This is a genomic window from Pseudomonas sp. JL3 (genome assembly GCF_031570575.1).
GTDB classification, from domain to species: domain Bacteria; phylum Pseudomonadota; class Gammaproteobacteria; order Pseudomonadales; family Pseudomonadaceae; genus Aquipseudomonas; species Aquipseudomonas cucumis.
In genome coordinates this window covers 575,995-599,420 of record NZ_JAKWJK010000002.1, presented here as the reverse complement: position 1 = coordinate 599,420, position 23,426 = coordinate 575,995, and the positions used below count along the sequence as shown (strand labels likewise).

General features: G+C 61.2%; 21 protein-coding genes and 2 riboswitches. Of the genes, 7 read left to right on the top strand and 14 right to left on the bottom strand.

The genetic code is table 11. The annotated features are described in order from the left end of the window. Positions 1–240: 240 nt before the first annotated feature. On the bottom strand, positions 241–1,350 hold the full coding sequence (locus MMG91_RS06085; protein WP_310659052.1) for a PilT/PilU family type 4a pilus ATPase: 1,110 nt from the start codon (positions 1,348–1,350) through the stop codon (positions 241–243). Positions 1,351–1,469: 119 nt separating this feature from the next. Between MMG91_RS06085 and MMG91_RS06080 the strand changes: the two genes are divergently transcribed. Further along, entirely contained in the window at positions 1,470–4,007 is a 2,538-nt protein-coding gene (locus tag MMG91_RS06080) for a PAS domain S-box protein (protein WP_310659051.1), read from the top strand. A gap of 66 nt (positions 4,008–4,073) precedes the next feature. Next, positions 4,074–4,349, top strand: coding sequence for a peptidylprolyl isomerase (locus tag MMG91_RS06075; protein WP_007898282.1), 276 nt, complete (start codon positions 4,074–4,076; stop codon positions 4,347–4,349). 71 nt (positions 4,350–4,420) lie between these two features. On the opposite strand, the gene MMG91_RS06070 is transcribed toward MMG91_RS06075, so the two are convergent. From MMG91_RS06070 to MMG91_RS06035, 8 genes are all read right to left on the bottom strand, one after another. Continuing rightward, on the bottom strand, positions 4,421–5,353 hold the full coding sequence (locus tag MMG91_RS06070; RefSeq protein ID WP_310659050.1) for a sugar kinase: 933 nt from the start codon (positions 5,351–5,353) through the stop codon (positions 4,421–4,423). A 67-nt stretch (positions 5,354–5,420) separates the two neighbouring features. After that, the gene (locus MMG91_RS06065; RefSeq protein WP_310659049.1) at positions 5,421–6,638 is read right to left on the bottom strand and encodes an amino acid deaminase; all 1,218 of its coding nucleotides are present in this window, start codon (positions 6,636–6,638) and stop codon (positions 5,421–5,423) included. Positions 6,639–6,677: 39 nt separating this feature from the next. Then, on the bottom strand, positions 6,678–7,442 hold the full coding sequence (locus MMG91_RS06060) for an IclR family transcriptional regulator (RefSeq protein ID WP_305445808.1): 765 nt from the start codon (positions 7,440–7,442) through the stop codon (positions 6,678–6,680). 176 nt (positions 7,443–7,618) lie between these two features. Next, a complete protein-coding gene (locus MMG91_RS06055) occupies positions 7,619–8,008 on the bottom strand; it encodes a RidA family protein (protein WP_123356725.1) in 390 nt (129 codons plus the stop codon). A 24-nt stretch (positions 8,009–8,032) separates the two neighbouring features. Then, positions 8,033–8,824: an amino acid ABC transporter ATP-binding protein gene (locus MMG91_RS06050; RefSeq protein ID WP_305445809.1), complete on the bottom strand. Its 792-nt coding sequence runs from the start codon at positions 8,822–8,824 to the stop codon at positions 8,033–8,035. Further along, entirely contained in the window at positions 8,821–9,483 is a 663-nt protein-coding gene (locus tag MMG91_RS06045) for an amino acid ABC transporter permease (protein ID WP_310659048.1), read from the bottom strand. The genes MMG91_RS06050 and MMG91_RS06045 overlap by 4 nt, the downstream gene beginning before the upstream one ends. A 9-nt stretch (positions 9,484–9,492) precedes the next feature. Continuing rightward, entirely contained in the window at positions 9,493–10,155 is a 663-nt protein-coding gene (locus MMG91_RS06040; protein ID WP_105341167.1) for an amino acid ABC transporter permease, read from the bottom strand. Between the two features lie 52 nt (positions 10,156–10,207). Continuing rightward, positions 10,208–11,056, bottom strand: a complete 849-nt coding sequence (locus MMG91_RS06035; RefSeq protein WP_305445811.1) for a transporter substrate-binding domain-containing protein — start codon at positions 11,054–11,056, stop codon at positions 10,208–10,210. Between the two features lie 341 nt (positions 11,057–11,397). Here MMG91_RS06035 and MMG91_RS06030 point away from each other — a divergent pair, with 341 nt between their 5' ends. Further along, positions 11,398–11,847, top strand: coding sequence for a thioredoxin family protein (locus MMG91_RS06030; protein ID WP_310659047.1), 450 nt, complete (start codon positions 11,398–11,400; stop codon positions 11,845–11,847). A 64-nt stretch (positions 11,848–11,911) separates the two neighbouring features. Here MMG91_RS06030 and MMG91_RS06025 read toward each other — a convergent pair whose 3' ends face one another. The 5 genes from MMG91_RS06025 to cobW form a co-directional block, all read right to left on the bottom strand. Beyond that, a complete protein-coding gene (locus MMG91_RS06025; RefSeq protein ID WP_310659046.1) occupies positions 11,912–13,558 on the bottom strand; it encodes a phospholipase D-like domain-containing protein in 1,647 nt (548 codons plus the stop codon). 130 nt (positions 13,559–13,688) lie between these two features. Continuing rightward, positions 13,689–14,234, bottom strand: coding sequence for a VWA domain-containing protein (locus tag MMG91_RS06020; RefSeq protein WP_305445814.1), 546 nt, complete (start codon positions 14,232–14,234; stop codon positions 13,689–13,691). Positions 14,235–14,353: 119 nt separating this feature from the next. Then, positions 14,354–15,361 carry an ATP-binding protein gene (locus tag MMG91_RS06015; protein ID WP_305445815.1) on the bottom strand — a complete coding sequence of 336 codons (1,008 nt, stop codon included), beginning with the start codon at positions 15,359–15,361 and terminating at the stop codon, positions 14,354–14,356. A 140-nt stretch (positions 15,362–15,501) separates the two neighbouring features. Beyond that, on the bottom strand, positions 15,502–19,281 hold the full coding sequence (cobN, locus tag MMG91_RS06010) for a cobaltochelatase subunit CobN (protein ID WP_310659045.1): 3,780 nt from the start codon (positions 19,279–19,281) through the stop codon (positions 15,502–15,504). Positions 19,282–19,284: 3 nt separating this feature from the next. Further along, entirely contained in the window at positions 19,285–20,346 is a 1,062-nt protein-coding gene (gene cobW, locus MMG91_RS06005) for a cobalamin biosynthesis protein CobW (protein ID WP_305445817.1), read from the bottom strand. 100 nt (positions 20,347–20,446) lie between these two features. Next, a riboswitch (cobalamin riboswitch) is annotated at positions 20,447–20,661 on the bottom strand. Positions 20,662–20,849: 188 nt separating this feature from the next. After that, positions 20,850–21,078: riboswitch (cobalamin riboswitch) on the top strand. Positions 21,079–21,199: 121 nt separating this feature from the next. On the opposite strand from cobW, the gene MMG91_RS06000 reads away from it, so the two are divergent. The 4 genes from MMG91_RS06000 to cobM all read left to right on the top strand — a co-directional run bounded on the left by MMG91_RS06000 (position 21,200) and on the right by cobM (position 23,364). Further along, positions 21,200–21,406 carry a CbtB domain-containing protein gene (locus MMG91_RS06000; RefSeq protein ID WP_305445818.1) on the top strand — a complete coding sequence of 69 codons (207 nt, stop codon included), beginning with the start codon at positions 21,200–21,202 and terminating at the stop codon, positions 21,404–21,406. An 11-nt stretch (positions 21,407–21,417) separates the two neighbouring features. Then, positions 21,418–22,125, top strand: a complete 708-nt coding sequence (locus tag MMG91_RS05995; protein ID WP_310659044.1) for a CbtA family protein — start codon at positions 21,418–21,420, stop codon at positions 22,123–22,125. Further along, the gene (locus MMG91_RS05990) at positions 22,122–22,535 is read left to right on the top strand and encodes a cobalamin biosynthesis protein (RefSeq protein ID WP_305445820.1); all 414 of its coding nucleotides are present in this window, start codon (positions 22,122–22,124) and stop codon (positions 22,533–22,535) included. Before MMG91_RS05995 ends, MMG91_RS05990 begins: the two co-directional genes overlap by 4 nt. A gap of 82 nt (positions 22,536–22,617) precedes the next feature. Continuing rightward, the gene (gene cobM, locus MMG91_RS05985) at positions 22,618–23,364 is read left to right on the top strand and encodes a precorrin-4 C(11)-methyltransferase (protein ID WP_305445821.1); all 747 of its coding nucleotides are present in this window, start codon (positions 22,618–22,620) and stop codon (positions 23,362–23,364) included. The last annotated feature ends 62 nt before the right edge of the window (positions 23,365–23,426 follow it).

Genomic DNA, 23,426 nt, shown 5'->3' with positions numbered 1-23,426 from the left:
AGACAATCCAGCAGCAATCTATTAAGTAACATTTCCGACAAGCCAACAACGTAAAAACCAGCAAACTACAAATCAGCCTCAAACTCCCTACTCTCTAAAACTTGAGTCAATCACAGAAGCAGAACCACTCTTAAGTTTTAGATGTAACTTCAGGTTAGCAACCGAGACAGTGTGTTTTAACACCTGCTACAACCAACTTATTGTAGGCGCAGCCTTCGGCAGCGCCTACAAGGGTATGCGTCAGTCCACTAATCCCCATTCTCCCGGCGGGGTATGGGGCCCCGGCGCGGCCTCGGCGTGCATTTTCAGGCGCAGTCGCAAGTTGTTCACCGAGTCCGCATGTTTCAGCGCCTGCGCCTCATCAATCGCGCCCTCGGCAAACAGCGCGAACAGCGCCCCATCAAACGTCTGCATCCCCGCCTCTGAAGATTTCTCCATGATTCCCTTGAGCTCGCCAAACTCATTGCGCCTGATCAGGTCGCCGATGGTCGGCGTTCCCAGCATCACCTCCACCGCCGCCCGGCGCTGCCCATCGCGGGTACGCACCAAACGCTGGGAAACAAAGGCCTTGAGGTTATTGCCCAGGTCATGGAGCAGTTGCGTCCGGCGTTCTTCGGGGAAGAAGTTGATCACGCGGTCCAGCGCCTGATTGGCGTTGTGCGCATGCAAAGTGGAAATTACCAGATGGCCGGTATCGGCAAACGCCAGCGCGTGCTCCATAGTCTCGCGGTCGCGGATCTCGCCGATCAGCACCACGTCCGGCGCCTGGCGCAGGGTGTTTTTCAACGCTGCATGAAAGCTGCGGGTGTCTACGCCGACTTCACGCTGGTTGATGATCGACTTCTTGTGCCGATGGATAAACTCGACCGGGTCTTCAATGGTGATGATGTGGCCGCTGCTGTGGCGGTTGCGGTAATCGATCAGCGCCGCCAGCGAGGTCGATTTGCCCGAACCGGTCGAACCGACGAACAGTATCAGCCCCTGCTTGAGCATCACGGTTTCGAGCAGCACCGGTGGCAGCTTGAGGTCTTCGAAGCGTGGAATGTCGAGCTTGATGTTGCGCGCCACGATGGACACATCGTTACGCTGCTTGAAGATATTGAGCCGAAAGCGTCCGACCCCCGGCAGGGAAAGCGCCAGGTTCATTTCCAGTTCGCGATCGAACTCCAGGCGCTGTTCGGCGTCCATGATGGACGCGGCAATAGCCGCGACTTCACCCGGTTTGAACGGTTGCTCGGTCAGGGACTTGAGCACACCGTCAAATTTCGCGCTGGGTGGCGCGCCCGTGGACAGGTAGAGATCGGAGCCATTGCGGCTGGCCAGAGTTTGCAACAGTGCATCGATTTCCATGGCAAAAAGCACCCGCGAAGCATTCAATTGAAAAAATGACCCAAAACGGGTCATCCAGCGTCTACCGCCATGCAAGGATAGTAGACGCCGCCACACCGACTCACGCGCAGGACATTGTAATGAACGCACCACCGACCGCCAGCGACGCCCAGGCCCTGATTGCCCGACTGGACTGGACAAACAACCCGCTGGGCGCCGCCGATCACTGGCCGCAGAGCCTGCGCACCGCCGTGGACATTGTGATTCACTCGCCAATGCCGATGCTGTTGCTGTGGGGCTCGCAGCTTACGCAGATCTACAACGACGGCTTCGCCTTCCTCGCCGGCAGCAAACACCCTCACGCTTTCGGACAACCGACGCACCTGATCTGGCCAGAACTGAAAGACTTCACCGACCCGATTTACAGCGCCGTCCTACAGGGCCAGGTGCGAACCTACAGCGAACAGCGCTTTACCTTGCAACGCGACGGGCAAGATTCCGACTTCTGGCTGGATTTGACCTACAGCCCCATTCGCAATGAAAGCGCCGAGGTCGCCGGCATTCTGGTCACGGCCATCGAAACCAACGAACGCCGCCGCATCGCCCTGGAACTCGAGCAGCGCTCCGCCGCCAGCCTCAAGGCCCAGCAGGAAACCGAGCAGCGCCTGCAACTGGCGCTGGCTGCCACTGATGCGGTCGGCACCTGGGACTGGGACATCGGCGAAGACCGTTTCATCGCCGATGCCCATTTCGCCCAATTGCATGGCGTCGACGCAAGCCTGGCCAACCAGTTGCCCATCAGCGAATACCTCCACGGCGTACACCCGGAAGATCGCGCCATGATTGCCCGCAGCATCAAGCATTGCATTACTCATGGCAGCGAGTACGCCGAGGAATATCGCTTGCTGCAAGCCGACGGCCAATTGCGCTGGGTGTTTGCCCGGGGTCGTTGCTACAAGGATCATCATGGCCGGCCGATCCGTTTCCTCGGCGCCGCATTGGACCTGACCGAACGCAAACACATCGAACAGGCCTTGCGCCAAAGCCAGACCGAGCTGCAGCTGATCATCAACGCCATGCCGATCCTGATCAGTTACGTCGACAGCGAGGAGCGCTTTCGCCTCAACAATGCCGCCTACCTGGAATGGTACGGCCTGACGCCGCAGGAGCTTTACGGCCGCACCGTACGTGAAGTGCTGGGCGATGAAGCCTATGCCTTGCGCGCCGAATACATTGCCGAGGCGCTGAAAGGCAAGGCTTGCAGTTTCAGCATCAGCGCCGCGCACCGTGATGGCAGCACCCGTCAGGCCCTGATGAACTACCTGCCCCGTCATGGCGCGGACGGCGCGGTCAATGGCTTTTACATCTTCGTGATCGACGAAACCGAGCGCAAACAGACCGAAGAGGCCCTGCGCAACCTCAACGAAACCCTTGAAGAACGCGTCAGCGCCCGCACGCAGCAATTGGCCGAAGCCAACCAGCGACTGCAGAACGAGATGTTCGAACGCGAGCGCGCCGAAGACGCCTTGCGGCATGCGCAGAAAATGGAGGCGGTGGGACAGCTCACCGGCGGCATCGCCCATGATTTCAACAACATGCTCACCGGGATCATCGGCAGCCTCGATTTGATGCAGCGCTATATCGCCGACGGGCGTGCCGCCGAGATCGGTCGTTTTACCGAAGCCGCAGTGTCCTCGGCCCACCGTGCAGCCGCCCTGACCCATCGCCTGTTGGCGTTCTCCCGGCGTCAGTCGCTGGATCGCAAACCGCTGAATGCCAACCAGCTGGTGCATTCCCTGGAAGATTTGTTCCGCCGGACCAAGGGCGACCATATCGAGCTCAAAATGCAGCTGGCCGATGAAGTCTGGCCGGTCAGTACTGACGTCAGCCAACTGGAAAACGCCCTGCTCAACCTCGTTATCAATGCCCGGGATGCGATGCCCGAAGGCGGCGAGTTGGTGATCGAAACCGCCAACGTTCACCTCGACGGTAGCGACATTACCCCTCTGGAACCGGTCAGGGCCGGGGATTATCTGATGATTGCCGTTAGCGACAACGGCACCGGCATGACCCCGACAGTGTTGGCCAAGGCCTTCGACCCGTTTTTCACCACCAAACCCATCGGCCAGGGCACCGGCCTTGGGCTGTCAATGATCTATGGCTTCGCCCAGCAGTCGGGCGGGCATGTCAATCTTCACAGCCTGCCGGGCCAGGGCACCTGCGTTCGGCTGTATTTGCCACGGTTGCACGTCGCGGTGCCGGAGCACACCCTGGAGCCGCTCAACGGCGAAACACCGGCAGCGGTTGCCGGTGAAACCGTGGTGTTGGTGGAAGACGATCCAGCAGTGCGCATGCTGGTGCTCGACCTGCTCAATGAGTTGGGTTATCACGCTCATGAAGCTGAAGACGCGAAGGCCGCCCTGCCCTTGCTGGAATCAGACCTGCGGGTCGATCTGCTGGTGACCGATGTCGGGTTGCCGGGCATGAACGGTCGGCAGCTGGCGGAAATCGCGCGTCAGCATCGCCCGGATCTGAAAGTGCTGTTCATGACCGGTTATGCGGAGAAAGCTGCCGAACGCCAGGGTTTCCTGGAGGAAGGCATGGACATGGTGGCCAAACCCTTTTCCATTGACCTGTTGGCCAACAAGATTCGCACGATGATCGGCCAAGCGGGCTGAGTTAAGGCATAATCGCGCGCCCCACGCTGGCACCAACATAGCCACCACCGTTGCAAGGTACTGCCAATGAAAGCCCAAGCCCGCCATATCCTGGTGAAAACCTCGGAAGAAGCCGAGCAGCTCAAACAACGCATCGCCAAGGGTGAAGCCTTCGATGTGCTGGCCAAGAAATACTCCACGTGCCCGTCCGGCAAACGCGGCGGCGACCTGGGCGAAGTGCGGCCCGGGCAGATGGTCGGGGTGATCGATGCGGTGATCTTCAAAAAACCGCTGCGGGTGGTGCATGGGCCGATCAAGAGCAAGTTTGGTTATCACCTGGTGCAGGTGTTTTACCGGGATTGATTGGCTTGGCTTCAGGGCCTCATCGCGGGCAAGCCCGCGATCCGGTTGCGCAGCAAGCGGCCAACCACTGCTTATCTCGGAATCAGCGCCCCCGGCACCTGAATCACCCGACTCGCCAACCGATGCCCCGCCTCGGCAGCTTCAACCGGGCTGCCGCCCTTGAGCCGACAAGCCAAATACGCCGCACTGAACGAATCCCCCGCCGCCGTGGTGTCCACTACCCGTTCGACCACCTGCGCCGGCACTTCGAACGACTCACCGTCACAGCGAATCAGACACGCCTCGGCGCCGCGCTTGAGCACCACTTCCGGTGTGCCCATCTGCTCATACGCGGCAAACACCGCCGCGCAATCGGAGAAGTGGAACAGCGCCTGCTCGTCATCCACCGTCAGCAACGCCAGGTCGATATAGGGCAGAACACTGCGATAGGCCTCCCGCGCGTCCTCAACCGAGGCCCACAGGCGTGGTCGATAATTGTTGTCGAACACGATCCGCGCATCCCGCTGTCGGGCTTCGATCAGGGTTTCCAGAAGCTTTTCCCGCCCCTGCACACCGAGCACCGCCAAGGTGATGCCACTGAAATACAACACGTCGTAATCCGGCAGCGCCGCCAGAATCGGCGCGGCGGCCGGGGTGGTAAAGCAATCGCGCACTGCGGCTTCATTGCGCCAGTAGAGAAAGCGCCGCTCGCCGGCCGCATCGGTCTGGATGCAGTACAGGCCGGGCAAGCGACCGGGCAAACGCTGGACCATGTCCAGGCCAATGTTTTCGCTGGCCCAGCTCTGGCACATCGCATCGCTGAAACTGTCGTCACCCAGGGCAGTGACGTAATCCACCGTGCCGCCATCGCCCAGTTCACGGGCCAGGTAGACCGCGGTGTTCAGGGTATCGCCGCCGAAGCTTTGTTGCAGGGAGCCGTCGGCGCGCTGCTGCAATTCGATCATGCATTCGCCGATCAGGGCGATGCGCGGGGTGTTGGGGCCCAGGGGGCTGATGTTGTTCATTGATGTGGTGTCTCTGGTGTTTCGGTGGTGTCTGGATGCCCGCGAAGGCCGCACCTCGGTCTAAACCTTAGAAACAGGTTTCCATGGTTTCGATGACATTCAGTTGCTCATCCACCAAACACCCAATGCGCCATTTGTCGAACGTCAGACACGGGTGTGAAGTACCGAACGAAATGATATCGCCCACCTGCAATTCAACCCCCGGCGCCACGGTCATGAACGCGTGCTGGTCCATCACCGCCGTCACCTTGCAGGCACTCACATCATCGCCGACCGCCGGCACCACACCGGCCTTGTAACGCAGCAACGGCACCGGCAGACCGGCATCATAGGCCACGTCGCGCTTACCCAAGGCGATCACCGCAAAACCCGGTTCCGGCAACGACTGCACATGCGCCCAGACCTCCAGCGCCGGGCGCAAACCTTCGTGCAGGTCGCTGCGACGGTCGAGCACGCAGCATTGCGCTTCTTTGTAGATGCCATGGTCATGGGCCACGTAACTGCCGGGACGCAGCACGCTGAGGAATCGGCCGCCGGCATTCTGCGCTTCAAACGACTCGGCGATCAGGTCATACCAGGCCGAACCCGATGCGGTGATGATCGGCTTGGCAATGGCGAAAGCACCACTGTCCTGCAGCTGCACGGCCAGGCGCACCAAAGAATCGGCGAACGCACGGATGCCGCTCACCGCGTGATCGCCGTGAATCACCCCTTCGTAACCCTCGATGCCGGTCAATGCCAACGCCGGTTGAGCCGCGATTGCCTTGGCCAGCGCCAGCACTTCGGCCTCGGTGCGGCAACCACAACGACCGCCGACTACGCCGTACTCGATCATCACGTTCAGGCGCACACCGCGCGAGGCGAAATACGCGCCCAGGTCCGCGACGTTATCCGGGTGATCGACCATGCAATAGAAATCGAAGGTCGGGTCTGCCAACAGATCAGCAATCAGGGCCATGTTCGGCGTGCCGACCAATTGGTTGGCCATCAGCACCCGATGCACGCCATGGGCGTAAGCCGCGCGGGTTTGCGTGGCGCTGGCCAGGGTGATGCCCCAGGCACCGGCGTCCAGTTGGCGACGAAACAGCGCCGGGGTCATGCTGGTTTTACCGTGCGGCGCCAGCTCCGCGCCGCTGTTGCTGACGAAGTCCTGCATCCAGCGAATGTTGTGTTCCAGCGCGTCGCGGTGCAGCACCAGGGCCGGCAGGCTGACGTCACGCACAAGATTGGCGCCTGTGTGGGCGAAGCCCTTTTCCACGGCGGCAGTATTTTTGGCAGAAAACATGGTCGATCTCCTCACACTCGCGGCCGCAGACAGCCGCTTTTATTCGTTGATACGCCGGGCCAGGCTGTTGGCACTGTCGATCAGCACCCGACGATAGTCGTTGTAATTGTTCTTGGCATCGGCCCGTGGAGCGACGATGCACAGGGTCGCGATGGCCACGCCGTTCGGGTCTTTGACCGGGGCGGCGAAGCAATGGGTAAAGGTGTCGGCGACGCTATCGAAGGAAAAGAACCCGTCGATACCGGCTTGGCGGATTTCCTCTAGAAACCGCTCCAGCGGCAGACGTTCGCCGTCGGGCAGGATGAAGTCGTCGGGGTCGATCAAATCGACGATCTGCTGATCGCTCAGATGCGCCAGCAACAGGCGCCCGGAAGCGGTCCAGGGGATAGGTGCGTTCTCGCCGATGTCCGAGGAAATGCGAAAATGTCGCTCGCCCTCTTTCATCAACGCCACGGTGTATTTACGCCCGTTGAGCAGGCACATCTGCGCGGTTTCACGGGTCTGGCTGACGATCTCCTGCAAGGCAAGATCGGCCTCGCGAGTCAGGTCGAAATGGCGCAAATGCGCCTGCCCGAGGAAGTACAACTGACGACCGAGGTAAACGTGACCGTCCTTGCCCACAGGTTCGAGGATACGCCGCTCCAATAAGGACGCGACCAGTTCGTAGACCGTTGATTTCGGGCTGCCGATGCCGCTGGCGATTTCGTTCGGCCGCAGGGGCTGGCCGATTTCCTTGAGGAAATCGAGAATGTCGAACGCCCGGTCCAGACCGCGAGCCCGGCGCTTGATGGTGTCTTCGATCATGTTTCAGGTTCCCATTCAAAGTGCCGGGCAATCTACCAGATCACGCCCTTGAAGATCGTTCCCACGCTCCGCGTGGGAATGCCGCCAGGGACGCTCCGCGTTCCGCTTCCGAGCGTGACGCAGAGCGTCACGGGATGCATTCCCACGCAGAGCGTGGGAACGATCGGTGTCGGAACTCAGGCCTTTTTCTTGTACGCGACGCAATCAATCTCAACCTTGCAATCGACCATCATGCTCGCCTGTACGCAGGCCCTCGCCGGTGCGTGTTCGCTTTTGAAGTACTCGGAGAACACCTTGTTGAAACTCCAGAAATCCCGCGGGTCTTCCAGCCACACGCCGGTACGGACCACGTCTTCGAGCCCGTAACCGGCCTCTTCCAGAATCGCGATCAGGTTTTTCATGGTCTGGTGAGTCTGCTCGACAATGCCGCCCACGATAATTTCACCATCCAGCGCCGGCACCTGGCCAGACACGTGCAGCCAGCCATCGGCTTCGACGGCGCGGGCGAAAGGACGGGGCTGGCCGCCACCGGCGGTGCTGCCGGTGCCGTAACGAGTAATGCTCATGGGTGTTTCTCCTGATTGAAAAGGTTAAAAGCGAGTGTTCTTGAGAAATTCCGCCAGACGCGGCGACTGCGGGCGTTCGAACAGTTCCTTGGGTGGCCCCTGCTCTTCGATCCGCCCCTGATTCATGAACACGATCTTGTCTGACACCTCGAAGGCAAAGCGCATTTCGTGGGTCACCAGCAGCATGGTCATGCCATCTTCGGCCAGGCCCTTGATCACGTTCAGCACTTCGCCCACCAGCTCCGGATCGAGGGCCGAGGTGACTTCATCGAACAGCATCAGGCTCGGGTTCATCGCAATCGCCCGGGCAATCGCCACGCGCTGTTGCTGGCCGCCAGACAACTGACCGGGGTAATGATCGCGTCGGTCCAGCAGGCCAACCCGCTCCAGCCATTTTTCCGCCAGCGCCACGGCTTCATCCTTGTGCAGCTTTTTGACCTTGAGCAAGCCGAGGGTGACGTTCTGCAATGCGGTGAGGTGCGGGAACAGATTGAATTGCTGGAACGCCATGCCAGTCATGGCTCGATGACGGGCGATGACTTTTTCCGGGTGACGCACACGCTTGCCATTGACCTCGTGATAGCCGATGGATTCGCCATCGAGCAGAATCTGCCCGCCCTGGAACTCTTCGAGCATGTTCACGCAGCGCAGCAGCGTGGTCTTGCCCGAGCCGCTGGAGCCGATCAGCGTGACCACATTGCCGCGCTGCAGGGTCAAGTCGACGCCCTTGAGCACTTCGAGCTGGCCGTATTGTTTGTGCAGGCCGCGGATGTCCAGCAGCGCTTGATTCTGTGTCGAAACTTGAGCTTGTGTCATGGCAAGGCCACCCGCTTTTCAATGTGCCGGCCGAGTAATTCGATGGCGTAATTGATGATGAAAAAGAGCAAACCGGCGAACAGATAAAACTCCAGGGTCATGAACGTCCGGGCGATGATCTGCTGAGTGCTGAGCAGCAATTCGGCGACGCCGATCACCGACAACAGCGTCGAGGCCTTGACGATCTCGGTGGACGAGTTGACCCAGGTCGGCAAGATCTGCCGCAATGCCTGGGGCAACAACACGTAGCCCAGAGCCTGGTAGAACGTCAGGCCGATGGCCTTGCTTGCTTCCATCTGGCCACTGGGCAGCGCTTGCAATGCACCGCGCACGATCTCGGCGACGTGGGAGCCGCAAAACAGCGTCAGCCCCAACGTACCGGCCCCGAATGCGCTGATTTGCCAGCCCAATGCCGGCGCCATGTAGAAGCAGGCCAACACCAATACAAACACCGGCGTGCCGCGAATGATGTCGACGTAAAACCGGAACGGCGCGCGCATCCAGACCGTGCCGTAGGTGAGCACCAGACCGGCAACGATGCCGACCAGTGTGCCCAACAAAATCGCCAGCGCCGAACACTGCACACTGGCCAGAAAACCCTGCCACAGGACTTCCCGCGCCACCCATAACTCATGCAACCAACTGGGGGATTCGTACATGGGGGCCTCCTATCGGCGAATCGCCAGACGCTGCTCGAGGTAACGCAGCATCATGGCAATGAGGTAACAGGCCGCAACATAGAGCGCTGTGGTCACCAGCCAGGTTTCGATCACCCGGTAGCTCTCGACATTGATCTTGCGCGCGTAATAGGTCAGCTCCGGCACGGCAATCGCCGCCGCCAGCGAGGTGTCCTTGAACAGCGAAATGAAGTTGTTCGAAAGGGCCGGCAGCACGTTGCGCAGCATCACCGGCACGGTGATGTACGCCTTGACCTGCCACTCACCGAGCCCGATAGCCAGGCCGGCTTCACGTAGCCCCTTGGGAATGCTCAGCAGCCCGCCGCGAAACACTTCGGTCAGGTACGCCCCGGCATACAGCGACAGCGTGATGATGAACGACGGGATCTTGTCCAGACGAATGCCCAGGCTTGGCAACGCGAAGTAGATCAACAGGATCAACACCAGAATCGGCGTATTACGGATCACCGTCACATACACCGACGCCAGCACCCGCAATGCCCGATGCTTTGACAGCAAGGCAAACGCCATCAACAGGCCGATCACGCAGCCGATGGCGATCGACACCAGCGCCAGCTCAAGCCCCAGACCGAGCCCCGCCAGCAAGGTGTCGAAGTCGCGCCAGACGGCGGCAAAATTCAACTGATAGTTCATGGTCAGCAGTACCTTGAGCGGGGCGATTTAAAACCGCCCCGCTCTCACGGGATCATTTGTATTCGACGGGGAAACCGATGGTTGGGGTCGGCAGGTCTACACCGAACCACTGCTTGAACGACGCCGCGTAAGTCGGGAACTCAACGCCCGTCATGGCTTCATGCAGCACGGTGTTGACGAAGTTCAGCCAGTCCTGATCGCCGCGTTTGACGGCACACGCATAGGTCTGCGGGCTCCAGGCGTAGGTCGGGCTGCGATAGCGACCGGGGTTCTGCACCATCAGGTATTTCACCGACGACTGATCGGTGGCGGCAGCGTCGGCACGGCCGGAGTTCACCGCCTGATACATCAAGTCCACGCTGTCGTACTGATCGACCTTGGCCTTGGGCAGCGCCTGATGCACCAGTTCTTCGGCGTACACGTTCTGCAGCACCGCCACGATCACACCGTCGCCGGCGGCTTTCAGGTCGTCGATTTCCTTGTACTTGCTGTTGGCCGGCAACAACAGGCCCACGCCTTCGCGGTAGTACGGCAGCGTGAACGCCACTTGCTGGGCACGACTGGCGGTCACGGTGATGAACTGGCAACTCATGTCGACCTTGTCGGTCAGCAGATTGGGAATCCGCGCATCGGACGACTGCACCACGAATTCGACTTTGCTCGGGTCGTTGAACAGCCCTTTGGCCACCATCCGCGCGATATCAATGTCAAAACCCTGCAACTTGCCATCCGCTCCCTGGAAGTGCCACGGCGCATTGGTACTGCCCGTGCCCACAATCAACTTCCCACGGGCCAGCACACTGTCGAGCTTGCTGTCTGCCGCTTGGGCGACACCCATGACAGCGGCCGAAGCCGCGAGAACGAAAACACACGCTTTAAACAAAGAAGGTCGGCGTTGCATGGCAAGCACTCCAGGGTCATGTTTATTCCGCTATACCGGAACTAGGTATGTAACAACGGAATAGACAGCAGAAAGTGTGCCACAGGTTGTGGGGGGAATCTCGGGGAATTGAAAAGTGTTTTGAATCAGATGGATGCGCATGAGCGCGAGGAAGGCGTTACGAAACGCACAAATAAGAGAACGCTACCGTGGGACACAACGCTCGAGTACTTGCACCACATCTGAAGCCGTAGCGATTCAAAATGAAGCAGAGCCCTACCTGTAATTTCTGACAGTAGACCCACCTGCTCGCCTCCTTTAACGTCAACAGGCCTTCGATAGTCTTTGAAAAGGAGATTTCAATGAGCTCGATGACCACCCACCCGACCATGGCTGCGGTCTACCGCAAGGCGCTGAAAACCTGGCGCCCGGTGATTCTGTATTTCGGCAGCCAACACTGTCCCGCCTGCGAAATGGCCGGGCCGATTTTCCGTCAGATTGCAGAGCCCTATCGGCATCACGCGCAAATCTACATGCTCAATACCGGCGAATCGCCCAGGCATCCGGAAGTCACCGGCACACCCACTGTGCTGTTCTACAAGGACGGGAAGTTGCTGAAGAAACTCAAAGGAATTGGAACCCGGGAAACCCTGGAAGAAAACTTCAAAAAGCACATCGGCAAGCTCAGGCCCAAACAGATTGCCCGCAAATCCCGCCATGACTTGCCGTGGTTGCAGAAAACCTTCAGCACTTTATGCACCGCGCCTCGGGCACGGGAGCTGTTGAATGTACGTTTGATGAGTCATGTTTGAGTCGTCTGGGTGATCGCCTTCGCGAGCAAACCCGCTCCCACAGGTTCCCCTCCTTGCCGGGCTGTTATCGTCCGGCAAAACGCAACCGCGACAGCATGCGCAGATCGCCCGGGAGGTAATAATCATCGGTCCAGCTGTCATCCGGAGCCAACGGCCGGACTTGCTTGAGCGCCAGTTTTTTTGCGAAGTAGCGGAACCGGTAATGCTCGTAAAAGCGCAGCAGCTCGAGCCCATAACGATCGGCCAGGTCGGTGTCACCGCGGATAATCAGGTAGTTCTCGTCATTGCCGTTGCTGGCTGCGGCGCTGAGGTTGTGGCTGCCGCTGATGATGGTCGGTGTGTCGGTGGTGAAGTCGACGACGATGGCTTTGGTGTGCACCAGCAGGTTGCCCTTCTGGCCCTTCATGTTTTCCTTGAGCCAGCCTTCCAGGCCGGTGTTGAGCAGTGCAGTGGCGGCAAATTGGGCGGTGCGGTCGGCGTGGAAACCGGTGATGCGGCTCGCGGTGTTTTGCAGGCCGTAACGCAAGATGTCGTCGTGGGGTTGGCCGAGCAACGCGTTGAGCACTTCGTCCGGCAAGGCAAATGCCGTGACAAACAGCAGGTCTTTTTTCGCGGCGCTGATGATTTCGACGAACTCACGCAAGTCGCCCTGGCCAGAGCGCGGTGAGAAGCCGGCGAACAGCGCCTGGTCCGGCTCCATCGGATTGTTTTCCGTGAGCCATTCCCGGGTAGCGCCGACGTCCGCCGGTGTGGCCCAGACTTGCTCGAAAGTTTGCAAATAACTGGCGCCGATCCGAGCATCGTCCAGCACATGCACAACATTGGCCTGACGATAAACGCCGTTGGCGGTGAAATTGGTGCTGCCGCAGAGTACCGCTTCGGGCTGATGCTGCCCCGCTGCGTCGAGTCGGCTCAGGACCATGAACTTGTTGTGAAAGATGTTGTGGGTGACCCGCCCACGCTTGTTCGCCACCGGAATTTTTTCCAGGCTGGCTTCGTTCAGCGCCGTGGTGTCTTCGTCCGGTTGGGCGTGGTACAGAACCCGAACCTTCACGCCGCGCTCGAAGGCAGCGTTCACCGCATCGACGATCACCTTCAACTGGTATTCGTAGATCGCGATGTCCAGCGCCCACTGGCCATCCTCGGCCCGCTCGATGAACCCCAGCAAGCGTGCGAGCAGACCGTTTTCCAGCCATTGCCGCGGCGCGTCGGGCCAGGCTTCGATGGGCAGTTTCTTGTTGGCGCTGAGCAGCGCATCGAGGTCGGCGAACTTGCGCTGGAAGGCCTGACTCGCGGCCACCGCCCGGTTGAAGATGACGTTCTGGCCCGCTGGAAGGCCATTGTCGGTGGTGAGCGTCACTTCCAGAAACTCACCCAGCTGCGGCGCATCGGCGGTGCCGTAGGCCAGGTGAACCCGATAATGGATCGTCACACCCGGATTGACCGCGTAATCGGCCCAACGAAATTTCTGCAACGGCGCGGTATCGCTGGGGGTGGCGCGAAACTGGGGGAATGTATGAGCCTTGCCGGGGAAGGTCAGGCTGTTGAACAGAAACAGCCAGGGTTTGCTGCCTTGCTGTTTTTCGATGGCGAAACCCAGCAGACCTTTGCGGCGGGGTTCGGCCAGATCGATCGCCAGCAACACGCCGTTGGTGCCAGCGTAGGCTTTGACGCGAAAATCGTCCTGGTCATTGCGGGCTAGAACACGCATGGGTCACTCCTGTGATTGGCTTGCTTACAGCAGCATAGGGCAGCGATGCAGATGAGCTGCGATTATCCGTTTCCGAGGTGATGCCATCGCGAGCAGGCTCGCGATGGGGTCAATACTGTCAGCACAAAACTCAACCAGAAATCAGCTCATCGATATGTCGATAATCAACCTGCAATTGCGCCGCCAACACCTTTGCCCGGCCAAGACGAATCGGTCCGCGCTCGATGTCGATCAGCAACCCCGGGCAATCCAGCGCCGGCAACGTTGACCATTCCTTCAGCCGTCCATCCGTCACCAGCAGCAGCCGTTGCTGCTCTGCCGGAAAGCGCTTTTGCCGTGCCGACAGCCAACGCCCTGCCTCGCCCAATGCCGCCAGCACCGGTGTGCCGCCGCCGGCACCGAGCCCCTCGAGCCAGTCGCGCAAGCCAGCGGAAGCTTTCAAACCTTGCACCTGCCACGTCGGCACATGGCCGCTGGCGGTCAGCAAAGCCAAGCGCGCACGCTGTCGATAGGCATCGTCGAACAGTTGCGCCAGCAAGCCCTTGGCATCGCTCAACGCTTGACGACGCCGGGTCGAGGCCGAGGCATCGACGATCACCAGCCATAATTCATGAGGACTGCGGGTGCGCAGGTGAAACAACACATCATCGCGTTGACGCGGTCGGCCATTGAGCAAGGTGCCGGGCCAATTGATCGAACCGCTCAGGGCGGCGTGACGCTTGCCCTGTTTACCGTGATCCAGCCGTCCTGCGCGGGGTCTGGCATTCGCCCCCGCGTCTGATCGAGGGCGAATGCCTAGGGCTTTTTTGGCCAGCTCGGCACTTCACGTCGAGCGCCGACCGGCAGCGCCTGGGCGGGCATTTCGCCCCACTGGCCCTGACCTTCGCTTGGGTTGGGATTCTGGTTAGAGGGCGGCTGCGGTGCCTGGGATTGTTGCGGCATCGGTGGCGAGTGTTCGCGACGACGATGGCGCAAGGCAAATTCAGCGACCGCGTCGATATCGTCCTCGCTGATCGCGGTCGCGCCCCGCCATGCCGCGTGGGCCCGTGCCGCGCGCAACCAGACCAGATCGGCTCGCAAGCCATCGACGCCGGCAGCAAAACAACGCTCGGTGATCTGCGCCAGCGCGGCATCGTCGAGTGGAATGCTCGCCAGTGCCGAGCGCGCCTTTTGGCAACGCTCGCGCAGTGCGTGTTGTTGGCTTTCCCATTCGGCGCAGAACCCTTGCGGGTCGCTGTCGAAATCCAGTCGGCGACGGATGATCTGACCACGCTCGGCGGGTGCGGTGTGGCCACTGAGGGCGACGTTCAAGCCAAAGCGGTCGAGCAGTTGCGGACGCAGCTCGCCCTCTTCCGGGTTCATGGTGCCGATCAGCACAAACTTCGCCGAATGCCGATGGGAAATCCCGTCGCGCTCGATCAGGTTGGTGCCGCTGGCGGCCACGTCGAGCAGCAAGTCCACGAGGTGATCGGGCAGCAGATTGACTTCATCGACATACAACACGCCGCCGTCGGCCTTGGCCAGTACGCCGGGGGAGAACTGTGCGCGGCCTTCGCTCAAGGCCGCGTCAAGATCGAGTGTGCCTACCAACCGTTCTTCGGTGGCGCCTAGCGGCAAGGTGACGAATTGACCGCTGGCCAACAGGTCCGCCAGGCCTCGGGCCAGGGTCGATTTGGCCATGCCGCGCGGGCCCTCGATCAGCACGCCACCGATTTTCGGGTCGATGGCGGTCAGGTACAGCGCGAGTTTCAAGTCGTCGGCGCCGACCACGGCGGAGAGTGGGAAATGGGGGGTGTCGGTCATGTGGCATTACTCATTGTGGTCGGTGGTGTGATCGTTCCCACGCTCTGCGTGGGAATGCCTCAACGGACGCTCCGCGTTCGGCTCTTGGGACGCGGAGCGTCCCGGGCCGCATTCCTTTGCTGCGCGTGGGAACGATCCGGTTAGCCGTCTTCTTCTATATCCAGCAACAAATTCTCCAGCGCCTCGCGGTACTCGCCCGGCTCTTTCCACATTCCCCGCTGCTGGGCCTCCAGCATGCGCTCGGTCATGTCGCGCAAGGCGTGGGGGTTGTGTTCGCGAACAAACTCCCGGGTCGCCGGATCGAGCAAATAGGCGTCTGCCAGCAACGCATATTGATGATCGTCGATCAACTGCGTGGTGGCGTCGAACGCAAACAGGTTATCGACCGTCGCCGCCAGTTCGAACGCGCCTTTATAGCCATGGCGCTTGACCCCGTCGATCCATTTCGGATTGGCCGCGCGGGAACGAATCACCCGGTTAAGCTCTTCCTTCAACGTGCGGATCTTCGGCAAGTCCGGCTGACTGTGATCGCCGTGATAACTGGCCGTCGCTTCACCGCTGAGGCTTTCGACGGCCGCCAGCATGCCACCCTGGAACTGGTAATAGTCGTTGGAATCGAGCAAGTCGTGCTCGCGGTTGTCCTGGTTTTGTAGCACCGCCTGCACCTGGCTCAGACGCTGGGCGAACTGTTCGCGGGCGGCGGTGCCTTCATCGGAGCCGCCGTAAGCGTAACCGCCCCAGTTCAGGTAAACCTCGGCCAAGTCTTCACGGCTTTGCCACAAGCGACCGTCTATGGCGCCCTGCACGCCCGCGCCGTAAGCCCCCGGTTTGGCCCCGAAGATGCGCCAGCCGGCCTGCCGCCGCGCCGCTTCTTCATCCAGCCCGGACTCCAGCAGCGCTTGCCGCTCGGCGCGGACCTTGGCCGCCAACGGGTTGAGATCGTCCGGTTCATCCAGCGCGGCGACCGCTTGCACGGCTGCGTCGAACAGCCGGATCAGGTTGGCAAAGGCATCACGGAAAAATCCGGAGACGCGCAAGGTCACGTCCACCCGTGGGCGGTCCAGCAGACTCAACGGCAGAATCTCGAAGTCGTCAACCCGCTGACTGCCGGTCGCCCAGACCGGACGCACGCCCATCAGCGCCATGGCCTGGGCGATGTCGTCGCCGCCGGTGCGCATGGTTGCGGTGCCCCAGACCGACAGACCGAGCTGACGCAGGTGATCGCCGTGGTCCTGCAAGTGCCGCTCAAGAATCAGGTTCGCGGATTGGAAGCCAATGCGCCACGCGGTGGTGGTCGGCAGGTTGCGTACGTCCACCGAATAGAAATTGCGCCCAGTGGGCAGCACGTCCAGCCGGCCGCGACTCGGCGCGCCGCTCGGGCCGGCCGGGACGAATCGGCCGTTGAGGGCGTCGAGCAAGCCGCGCATTTCCGCCGGGCCGCAGGCGTCCAGGCGTGGGGCAACGACTTCGCGCAAGCTATCGATGATGGCGTTCACCTCCGACCAACCACCCTCCTGTGGGCCGGGTTGGGCTTGAGGCTGGTTCAACGTGTGCGAAATCAGTTGAGTGGCGAACAGCTCCAGGCGTTCACGGGTATCCCCGGCGGTGCGCCAGGGTTCATCGTTAAGCGATTGCAGTTCCACGGGACGTGGTCCGGTCCACGGCTCGGCCAACGCACAATCCAATGGATCAAACCCCAGCTCGAACGCCTTGGCCAACGCCCGCAACAGACTCGATTGCGCCCCACGACCATCGCCGCGAGGAATACGCAGCAAGGCCAATAAGGTGTCGATGCGCAACCGCCCGACCGGCGATTCGCCAAACACATGCAGGCCATCGCGGATCTGCGACTCCTTCAAGTCGCACAGGTACGTGTCCAGGCGCGGCAACCAGATCGCCACATCGGCATCGCTGTCGAGCTTCTCGTCCAGTTGCAGTTCGCGGTCGATGTGCGTGTCGCGCACCAATTGCAGAATGTCGCGCTGCAGTTCCCGGGCACGGCGCGGATCGAGCAATTGCGCTTCGTAATATTCGTCGGCCAACAATTCGAGATTGCGCAGCGGACCGTAGGTTTCGGCGCGGGTCAGCGGCGGCATCAGGTGATCGATGATCACTGCCTGTGTACGGCGCTTGGCCTGGGCGCCCTCACCCGGGTCGTTGACGATGAACGGATAGATGTTCGGCAGCGGCCCGAGCAACGCATCCGGCCAGCAGTTTTCCGACAGCCCGACGCCTTTGCCCGGCAGCCATTCGAGGTTGCCGTGCTTGCCCACATGAATCACGCCGTGAGCGCCGTAGGTGTTGCGCAACCAGAAGTAGAACGCCAGATAGCCGTGAGGCGGCACCAGGTCCGGGTCGTGATACACCGCGCTCGGGTCAACCTGATAACCCCGGGCCGGTTGAATGCCGACGAAGGTCAGGCCGAAGCGCAGACCGGCCACCATCATTCGTCCGCCACGGAACATTGGGTCGTTTTCGGGGGGGCCCCAACGTTCCAGCACGGCTTGGCGATTGGCCTCGGGCAGCGCGTTGAACATCAGGTTGTAGTCGTCCAGCGCGAGGCTTTGATGACAGGGACGCTGGTCGAGGGTGTCTAGGTCGTTGCTGACGCCGCCGAGCAATTGCTGGATCAGCGCGGTGCCGCTGTCCGGCAACTCGGCCGGCAGCGGGTAACCTTCGGCGTGCAGGGCGCGCAGGATGTTCAATGCCGCAGCCGGTGTGTCGAGGCCTACGCCATTGCCGATGCGCCCATCGCGCGTCGGGTAGTTGGCGAGGATCAGAGCGATGCATTTTTCGCCGTTAGGCACTCGCGCCAGATCGATCCAGCGCCGTGCCAGTTCAGCGACAAAATCCATGCGTTCAGGTTGCGGCCGGTAGCAGACCACGTCGGACTGACTGCGCTCGCTGCGCCAGGCCAGATCCTTGAAACTGATCGGCCGGCTGATGATCCGCCCGTCCAGCTCCGGCAGCGCGATGTGCATTGCCAGATCCCGCGGCCCGAGGCCTTGTTCGCTGGCGCGCCAACCGGGTTCATTGTCTTGGGCGCAGATCGCCTGGATCACTGGAATGTTGCGGCGAAACGGCCGCAAGTGCGGCGCTTCGGGGCTGGACTGGGCGAAACCGGTGGTGTTGAGAATCACCCCCGCCTCCACTTCATCCAACAGGTCCTCAACCACCATCAGGCAGCCGGGCTCTTTCAAACTGGCCAGCGCAATCGGCAACGGGTTCAACCCCGCCGCTTGCAAACGCTGGCAGAAAATATCGATGAAACCGGTGTTCGCCGCCTGCAAATGCGAGCGGTAAAACAGCACCGCCGCCACCGGCTGATCAGCTTGCCAGTCGGCTTGCCAATCGCTTAGTTCTGCGGGGCTTTTTTGCGGGTGATAGATCGCGGTGCGTGGCAGGGTTTGCGGCTCGGACCATGGATAGTCGCGGCCGAGCCAACGACTGGCGAGGCAGCGAAACAGGTCGAGCGCGTTGGCCATGCCGCCCTGACGCAGGAAGTGCCAGAGCCGGTCGCGGTCTTGCGCGGTGACGGTGCTCAGGTCACTGAGTTCCGGGTCCGGCCGATCGTCCCCCGGCACCAGAATCAGCTGCACGCCGCGCTCGGACAATTCCACCAGACGCTCAATGCCATAACGCCAATAGGCGATGCCGCCGTGCAGCGAGATCAGAATTACCTTGGCGTGGCGCAGTACTTCGTCGACGTATAGATCGACCGAGGCGTGATTCTGCACCTGCATCGGGTTGGCCAGGCGTACGCTCGGGTAATCGTCGGGCAACTGCTGCGCCGCTTCGGCGAGCAACGCCAGGCTGGAATCGCCGCTGCACAGGATCACCAGCTCGGCGGGGGTTTGTCCAAGGTCGGCAATGTTGTCATCCGACACGAAACCGCCGGGCTGGGTCCTGAGCAGGTGCATGGTTTAAACGCTGAGCGCAGCGCGCAATTGCGCTTCGAGCTGTGCGGCATCCAGCGCCTGACCGATCAACACCAGACGGGTGGTGCGCGCTTCTTCAGCGCCCCACTGACGGTCGAAGTGCTTGTCGAAGCGCGTGCCCACGCCCTGGATCAGCAGGCGCATCGGCTTGTTCGGCACCGCTGCAAAACCTTTCACCCGCAGGATGCCGTGCTGGACCACCAATTGAGTCAGCGCATCCATCAGCAGGCTTTCGTCGGCTTGGGGCAGCTCAATCGAGATGGAGTCAAACGCGTCATGGTCGTGGTCGTCTTCACCTTCATGGTGATGATCGTGATGGCTGTGGCGACTGTCGATGTGCTCTTCGGAACCGGCACCGAGGCCGATCAGCACGTCCAGTGGCAGACGGCCGCTGCTGGCTTCGATGACTTTCACCGCTGGCGGCAGTTCTTCGGCGACTTCCAGGCGCACACGGGCCAGGTCTTCAGCGCTGATCAGATCGGCCTTGTTGAGGATCACCAGGTCGGCGCTGGCCAGTTGATCGGCGAACAGCTCGTGCAGCGGCGATTCGTGGTCCAGATTCGGGTCGAGTTTGCGCTGGGCATCGACCTGATCCGGGAACGCAGCGAAGGTGCCAGCAGCGACGGCCGGGCTGTCGACCACGGTGATCACCGCGTCAACCGTGCAGGCGCTGCGGATCTCTGGCCATTGGAAGGCTTGAACCAAAGGTTTTGGCAGGGCCAGACCCGAGGTTTCGATCAGGATGTGGTCGAGGTCGCCGCGACGAGCGACCAGTTCACGCATCACCGGGAAGAATTCTTCCTGAACCGTGCAGCACAGGCAGCCGTTGGCCAGTTCGTAGACGCGACCGTTGGCTTCTTCTTCGGTGCAGCCGATCGAGCACTGCTTGAGGATTTCGCCGTCGATGCCCAGCTCGCCGAACTCGTTGACGATCACCGCGATACGGCGGCCCTGGGCGTTGTCGAGCATGTGGCGTAGCAAGGTGGTTTTGCCCGAGCCGAGGAAGCCGGTAACGATGGTGACGGGGAGTTTGGCCAGTGTTTTCATCGGATGCCCTTTGGCAAGGTGGCGGGCATACGGGACGACAATCGCAGCGGCAGGTGCGCGCGCGCAAGAGTTCCGCCACCGGATCACCCCGCCCGGTTGTAGTGAGAATCTGTATCGAGGCAGGTCTCCTGGCTGACGGTGTGCCAATCGTTCGACTGGCGTTTGCTGCGCCTTCCCGCGACCCTGATGGATCAGGGTTTGCAGTGGCGTGGCAGCGAACATCACCGTTCACAGTTGCGGGGGCAGCCGCGGCATCGACCGCGTTCCCTTCTTAGCTTCGGCAGATGCCGAAGAACCTCGAAAGCGCAAGGCTACGCATCGTGTGGGGGCGGGTCAATGTCCATGCCGCGTTCTGTGGCGGCTGGGATGACGCCATCGCGGGCAAGCCCGCTCCCACAGTTGATCGCATTCCCTTGTGGGAGCGTGGCTTGCCCGCGATGCAGACGACCGGGTTCCGAGTTGAGAACCCCTGCCAATTGACTCCCCGCCCCCGCCCATGCTCTCCTACACGCCTTGTTACGGGTGCCCTTCACAGGGTGAAACGGGAAACCGGTGAATCATGTGCTTTACTCTAAAGCCATGTCAGTCCGGTGCTGCCCCCGCAACGGTAAGCGAGTGAAGCGTCAAATCCACTGTGCCCGTCACACGGCATGGGAAGGTGATGCTTGCAGGTTTCGGCGCAAGCCCTGCCCCTCGCGAGCCCGGAGACCGGCCCGCAACACTAAAGTGACTTTTACGTTCACTGAATAACAAACCCGCGGTGGGCGGGCGCTGTTCGAAATCTCTGCGTGCCCCGGCGTGCGGCGGTTTTCATGCGCTCTATTCACCCGCTGACAGACCAGAGGGAAGCGCCATGTCGATCATCAGCAGCACCGGCAGCAACACCGATAAAAAGATCACGATCAGCACCACCACAACCCTGAGCCAACGCCTGACCGCCGCTTTTTGTGCGTCGATCCTTGGCGCCAGCCTTGTGTATTTCGCCGGTTTCTCGCACATCGAAGCGGTACACAACGCCGCGCACGATACCCGTCACAGCTCTGCCTTTCCGTGCCATTGAGACCTGCTGACATGAGCAAGCGTATTGCGCAAACCGCAGGTTTCACCGGGCTGCTGGCCGCCCTGCTGTTGACCCTGCTGCAAAGCTTCTGGGTCGCCCCGCTGATTTTGCAGGCCGAGACCTACGAAAAATCCGAGCCGGCCGCCGTTGAAGTCCACGAGCACGCTGCTGGTGCAGTCGCCGCTCACACCCACGATGCCGAAGCCTGGGAGCCGGAAGACGGCTGGCAGCGCGTGCTGTCGACCACCGGCGGCAACCTGGTGGTCGCGGTCGGTTTCGCCCTGATGCTTGCGGGCCTCTACACCTTGCGCGCTCCACGCCGTACCTCTCAGGGCCTGCTCTGGGGTCTGGCCGGTTATGCGACATTCGTGCTGGCGCCCACCCTCGGCCTGCCACCTGAACTGCCAGGCACAGCCGCAGCGGACCTGGCGCAACGGCAGATCTGGTGGATTGGCACTGCCGCGTCCACCGCTGTCGGCATCGCGCTGATCGTGTTCAGCCGCCACTGGCTGATGAAGATCCTCGGTGTAGCGATTCTGGCCGTTCCGCACGTCATTGGCGCGCCGCAACCGGAAGTCCATTCGATGCTGGCGCCGCAAGCCCTGGAAGCGCAATTCAAAATCGCTTCGCAGCTGACCAACATGGCGTTCTGGCTGGCCCTGGGCCTGATCAGCGCCTGGTTGTTCCGCCGCAAAAGCGATGGTCAATACTCCGCATGACTGACATCAGCGCAGTGCCGACCCTGGTGGTCGGCCTGGGCTGCCAGCGCGGCTGCCCCGTCAGCACGCTGCGGGCGCTGCTTGATCAGGCGTTACAGGCCCATCAAATCGAGCTTCGTGAGATCAAGGCCTTGGCCAGTATCGACCTCAAGCGCGAAGAACCCGCCCTGATCGAACTGGCTGAGCAACTGGCATTGCCGCTGATGTACTTCAGCAGCGAACAATTGGCCGGTTATGAACCGCAACTCAGCCACCACTCGGACATCGCGTTCGAGCGCACCGGCTGTTACGGCGTAGCGGAAAGTGCCGCGCTGGCACTGGCCGAACAACTTGCTCAGGCACCGGCAAAGTTGCTGATTCCACGACAAAAATACGCCCAGGCCACCCTTGCATTGGCCAGCGCCGCGTAAAATCCCCGATAATCCCCGCCTTCGATCATGAGCAATCTTCATCTGAAGTGTGCCCATGCCCTTTTTCTGACAGGAAACGACGATGACCGTCTACTTCATTGGCGCAGGCCCCGGCGACCCGGAACTGATCACCGTCAAAGGCCAGCGGCTGATTCGTAGCTGCCCGGTCATCATCTATGCAGGCTCCCTGGTCCCTGCCGCTGTGCTGGAGGGTCACCGGGCCGAACAGGTGGTCAACAGCGCCGAATTGCACCTGGAACAGATCATCGAGCTGATCAAGACCGCCCATGCCAACGGCCAGGACGTGGCCCGGGTGCATTCCGGCGATCCGAGCCTGTACGGGGCGATTGGCGAGCAGATTCGCTACTTGCGTGAACTCGACATCCCTTTCGAAATCATTCCCGGCGTCACCGCCACCGCCGCCTGCGCGGCCCTGTTGGGTGCTGAACTGACCCTGCCGGACGTGTCACAGAGCGTGATTCTGACCCGCTACGCCGACAAGACCGCGATGCCGGCCGGTGAAGAGCTCGGTAGCCTGGCGCAGCATGGGGCGACCATGGCAATCCACCTCGGGGTCAATCATCTGGAGAAGATCCTTGCCGAATTGCTACCGCACTACGGCGCCGATTGCCCGATCGCGGTGATTCATCGGGCGACCTGGCCGGATCAGGATTGGGTAGTGGGGACGCTGGCGGATATTGCCGGGAAGGTTCAAGCCAAGGGATTTCGCCGCACGGCGCTGATTCTGGTGGGTCGGGTGTTGGGTAGCGATCACTTCAGTGAGTCGTCGCTGTATCGCGCGGGGCATGCGCACCTCTACAGACCCTGAGATGATCGTTCCCACGCTCTGCGTGGGATGCCTCAATGGACGCTCTGCGTCCGCTCTTGAGA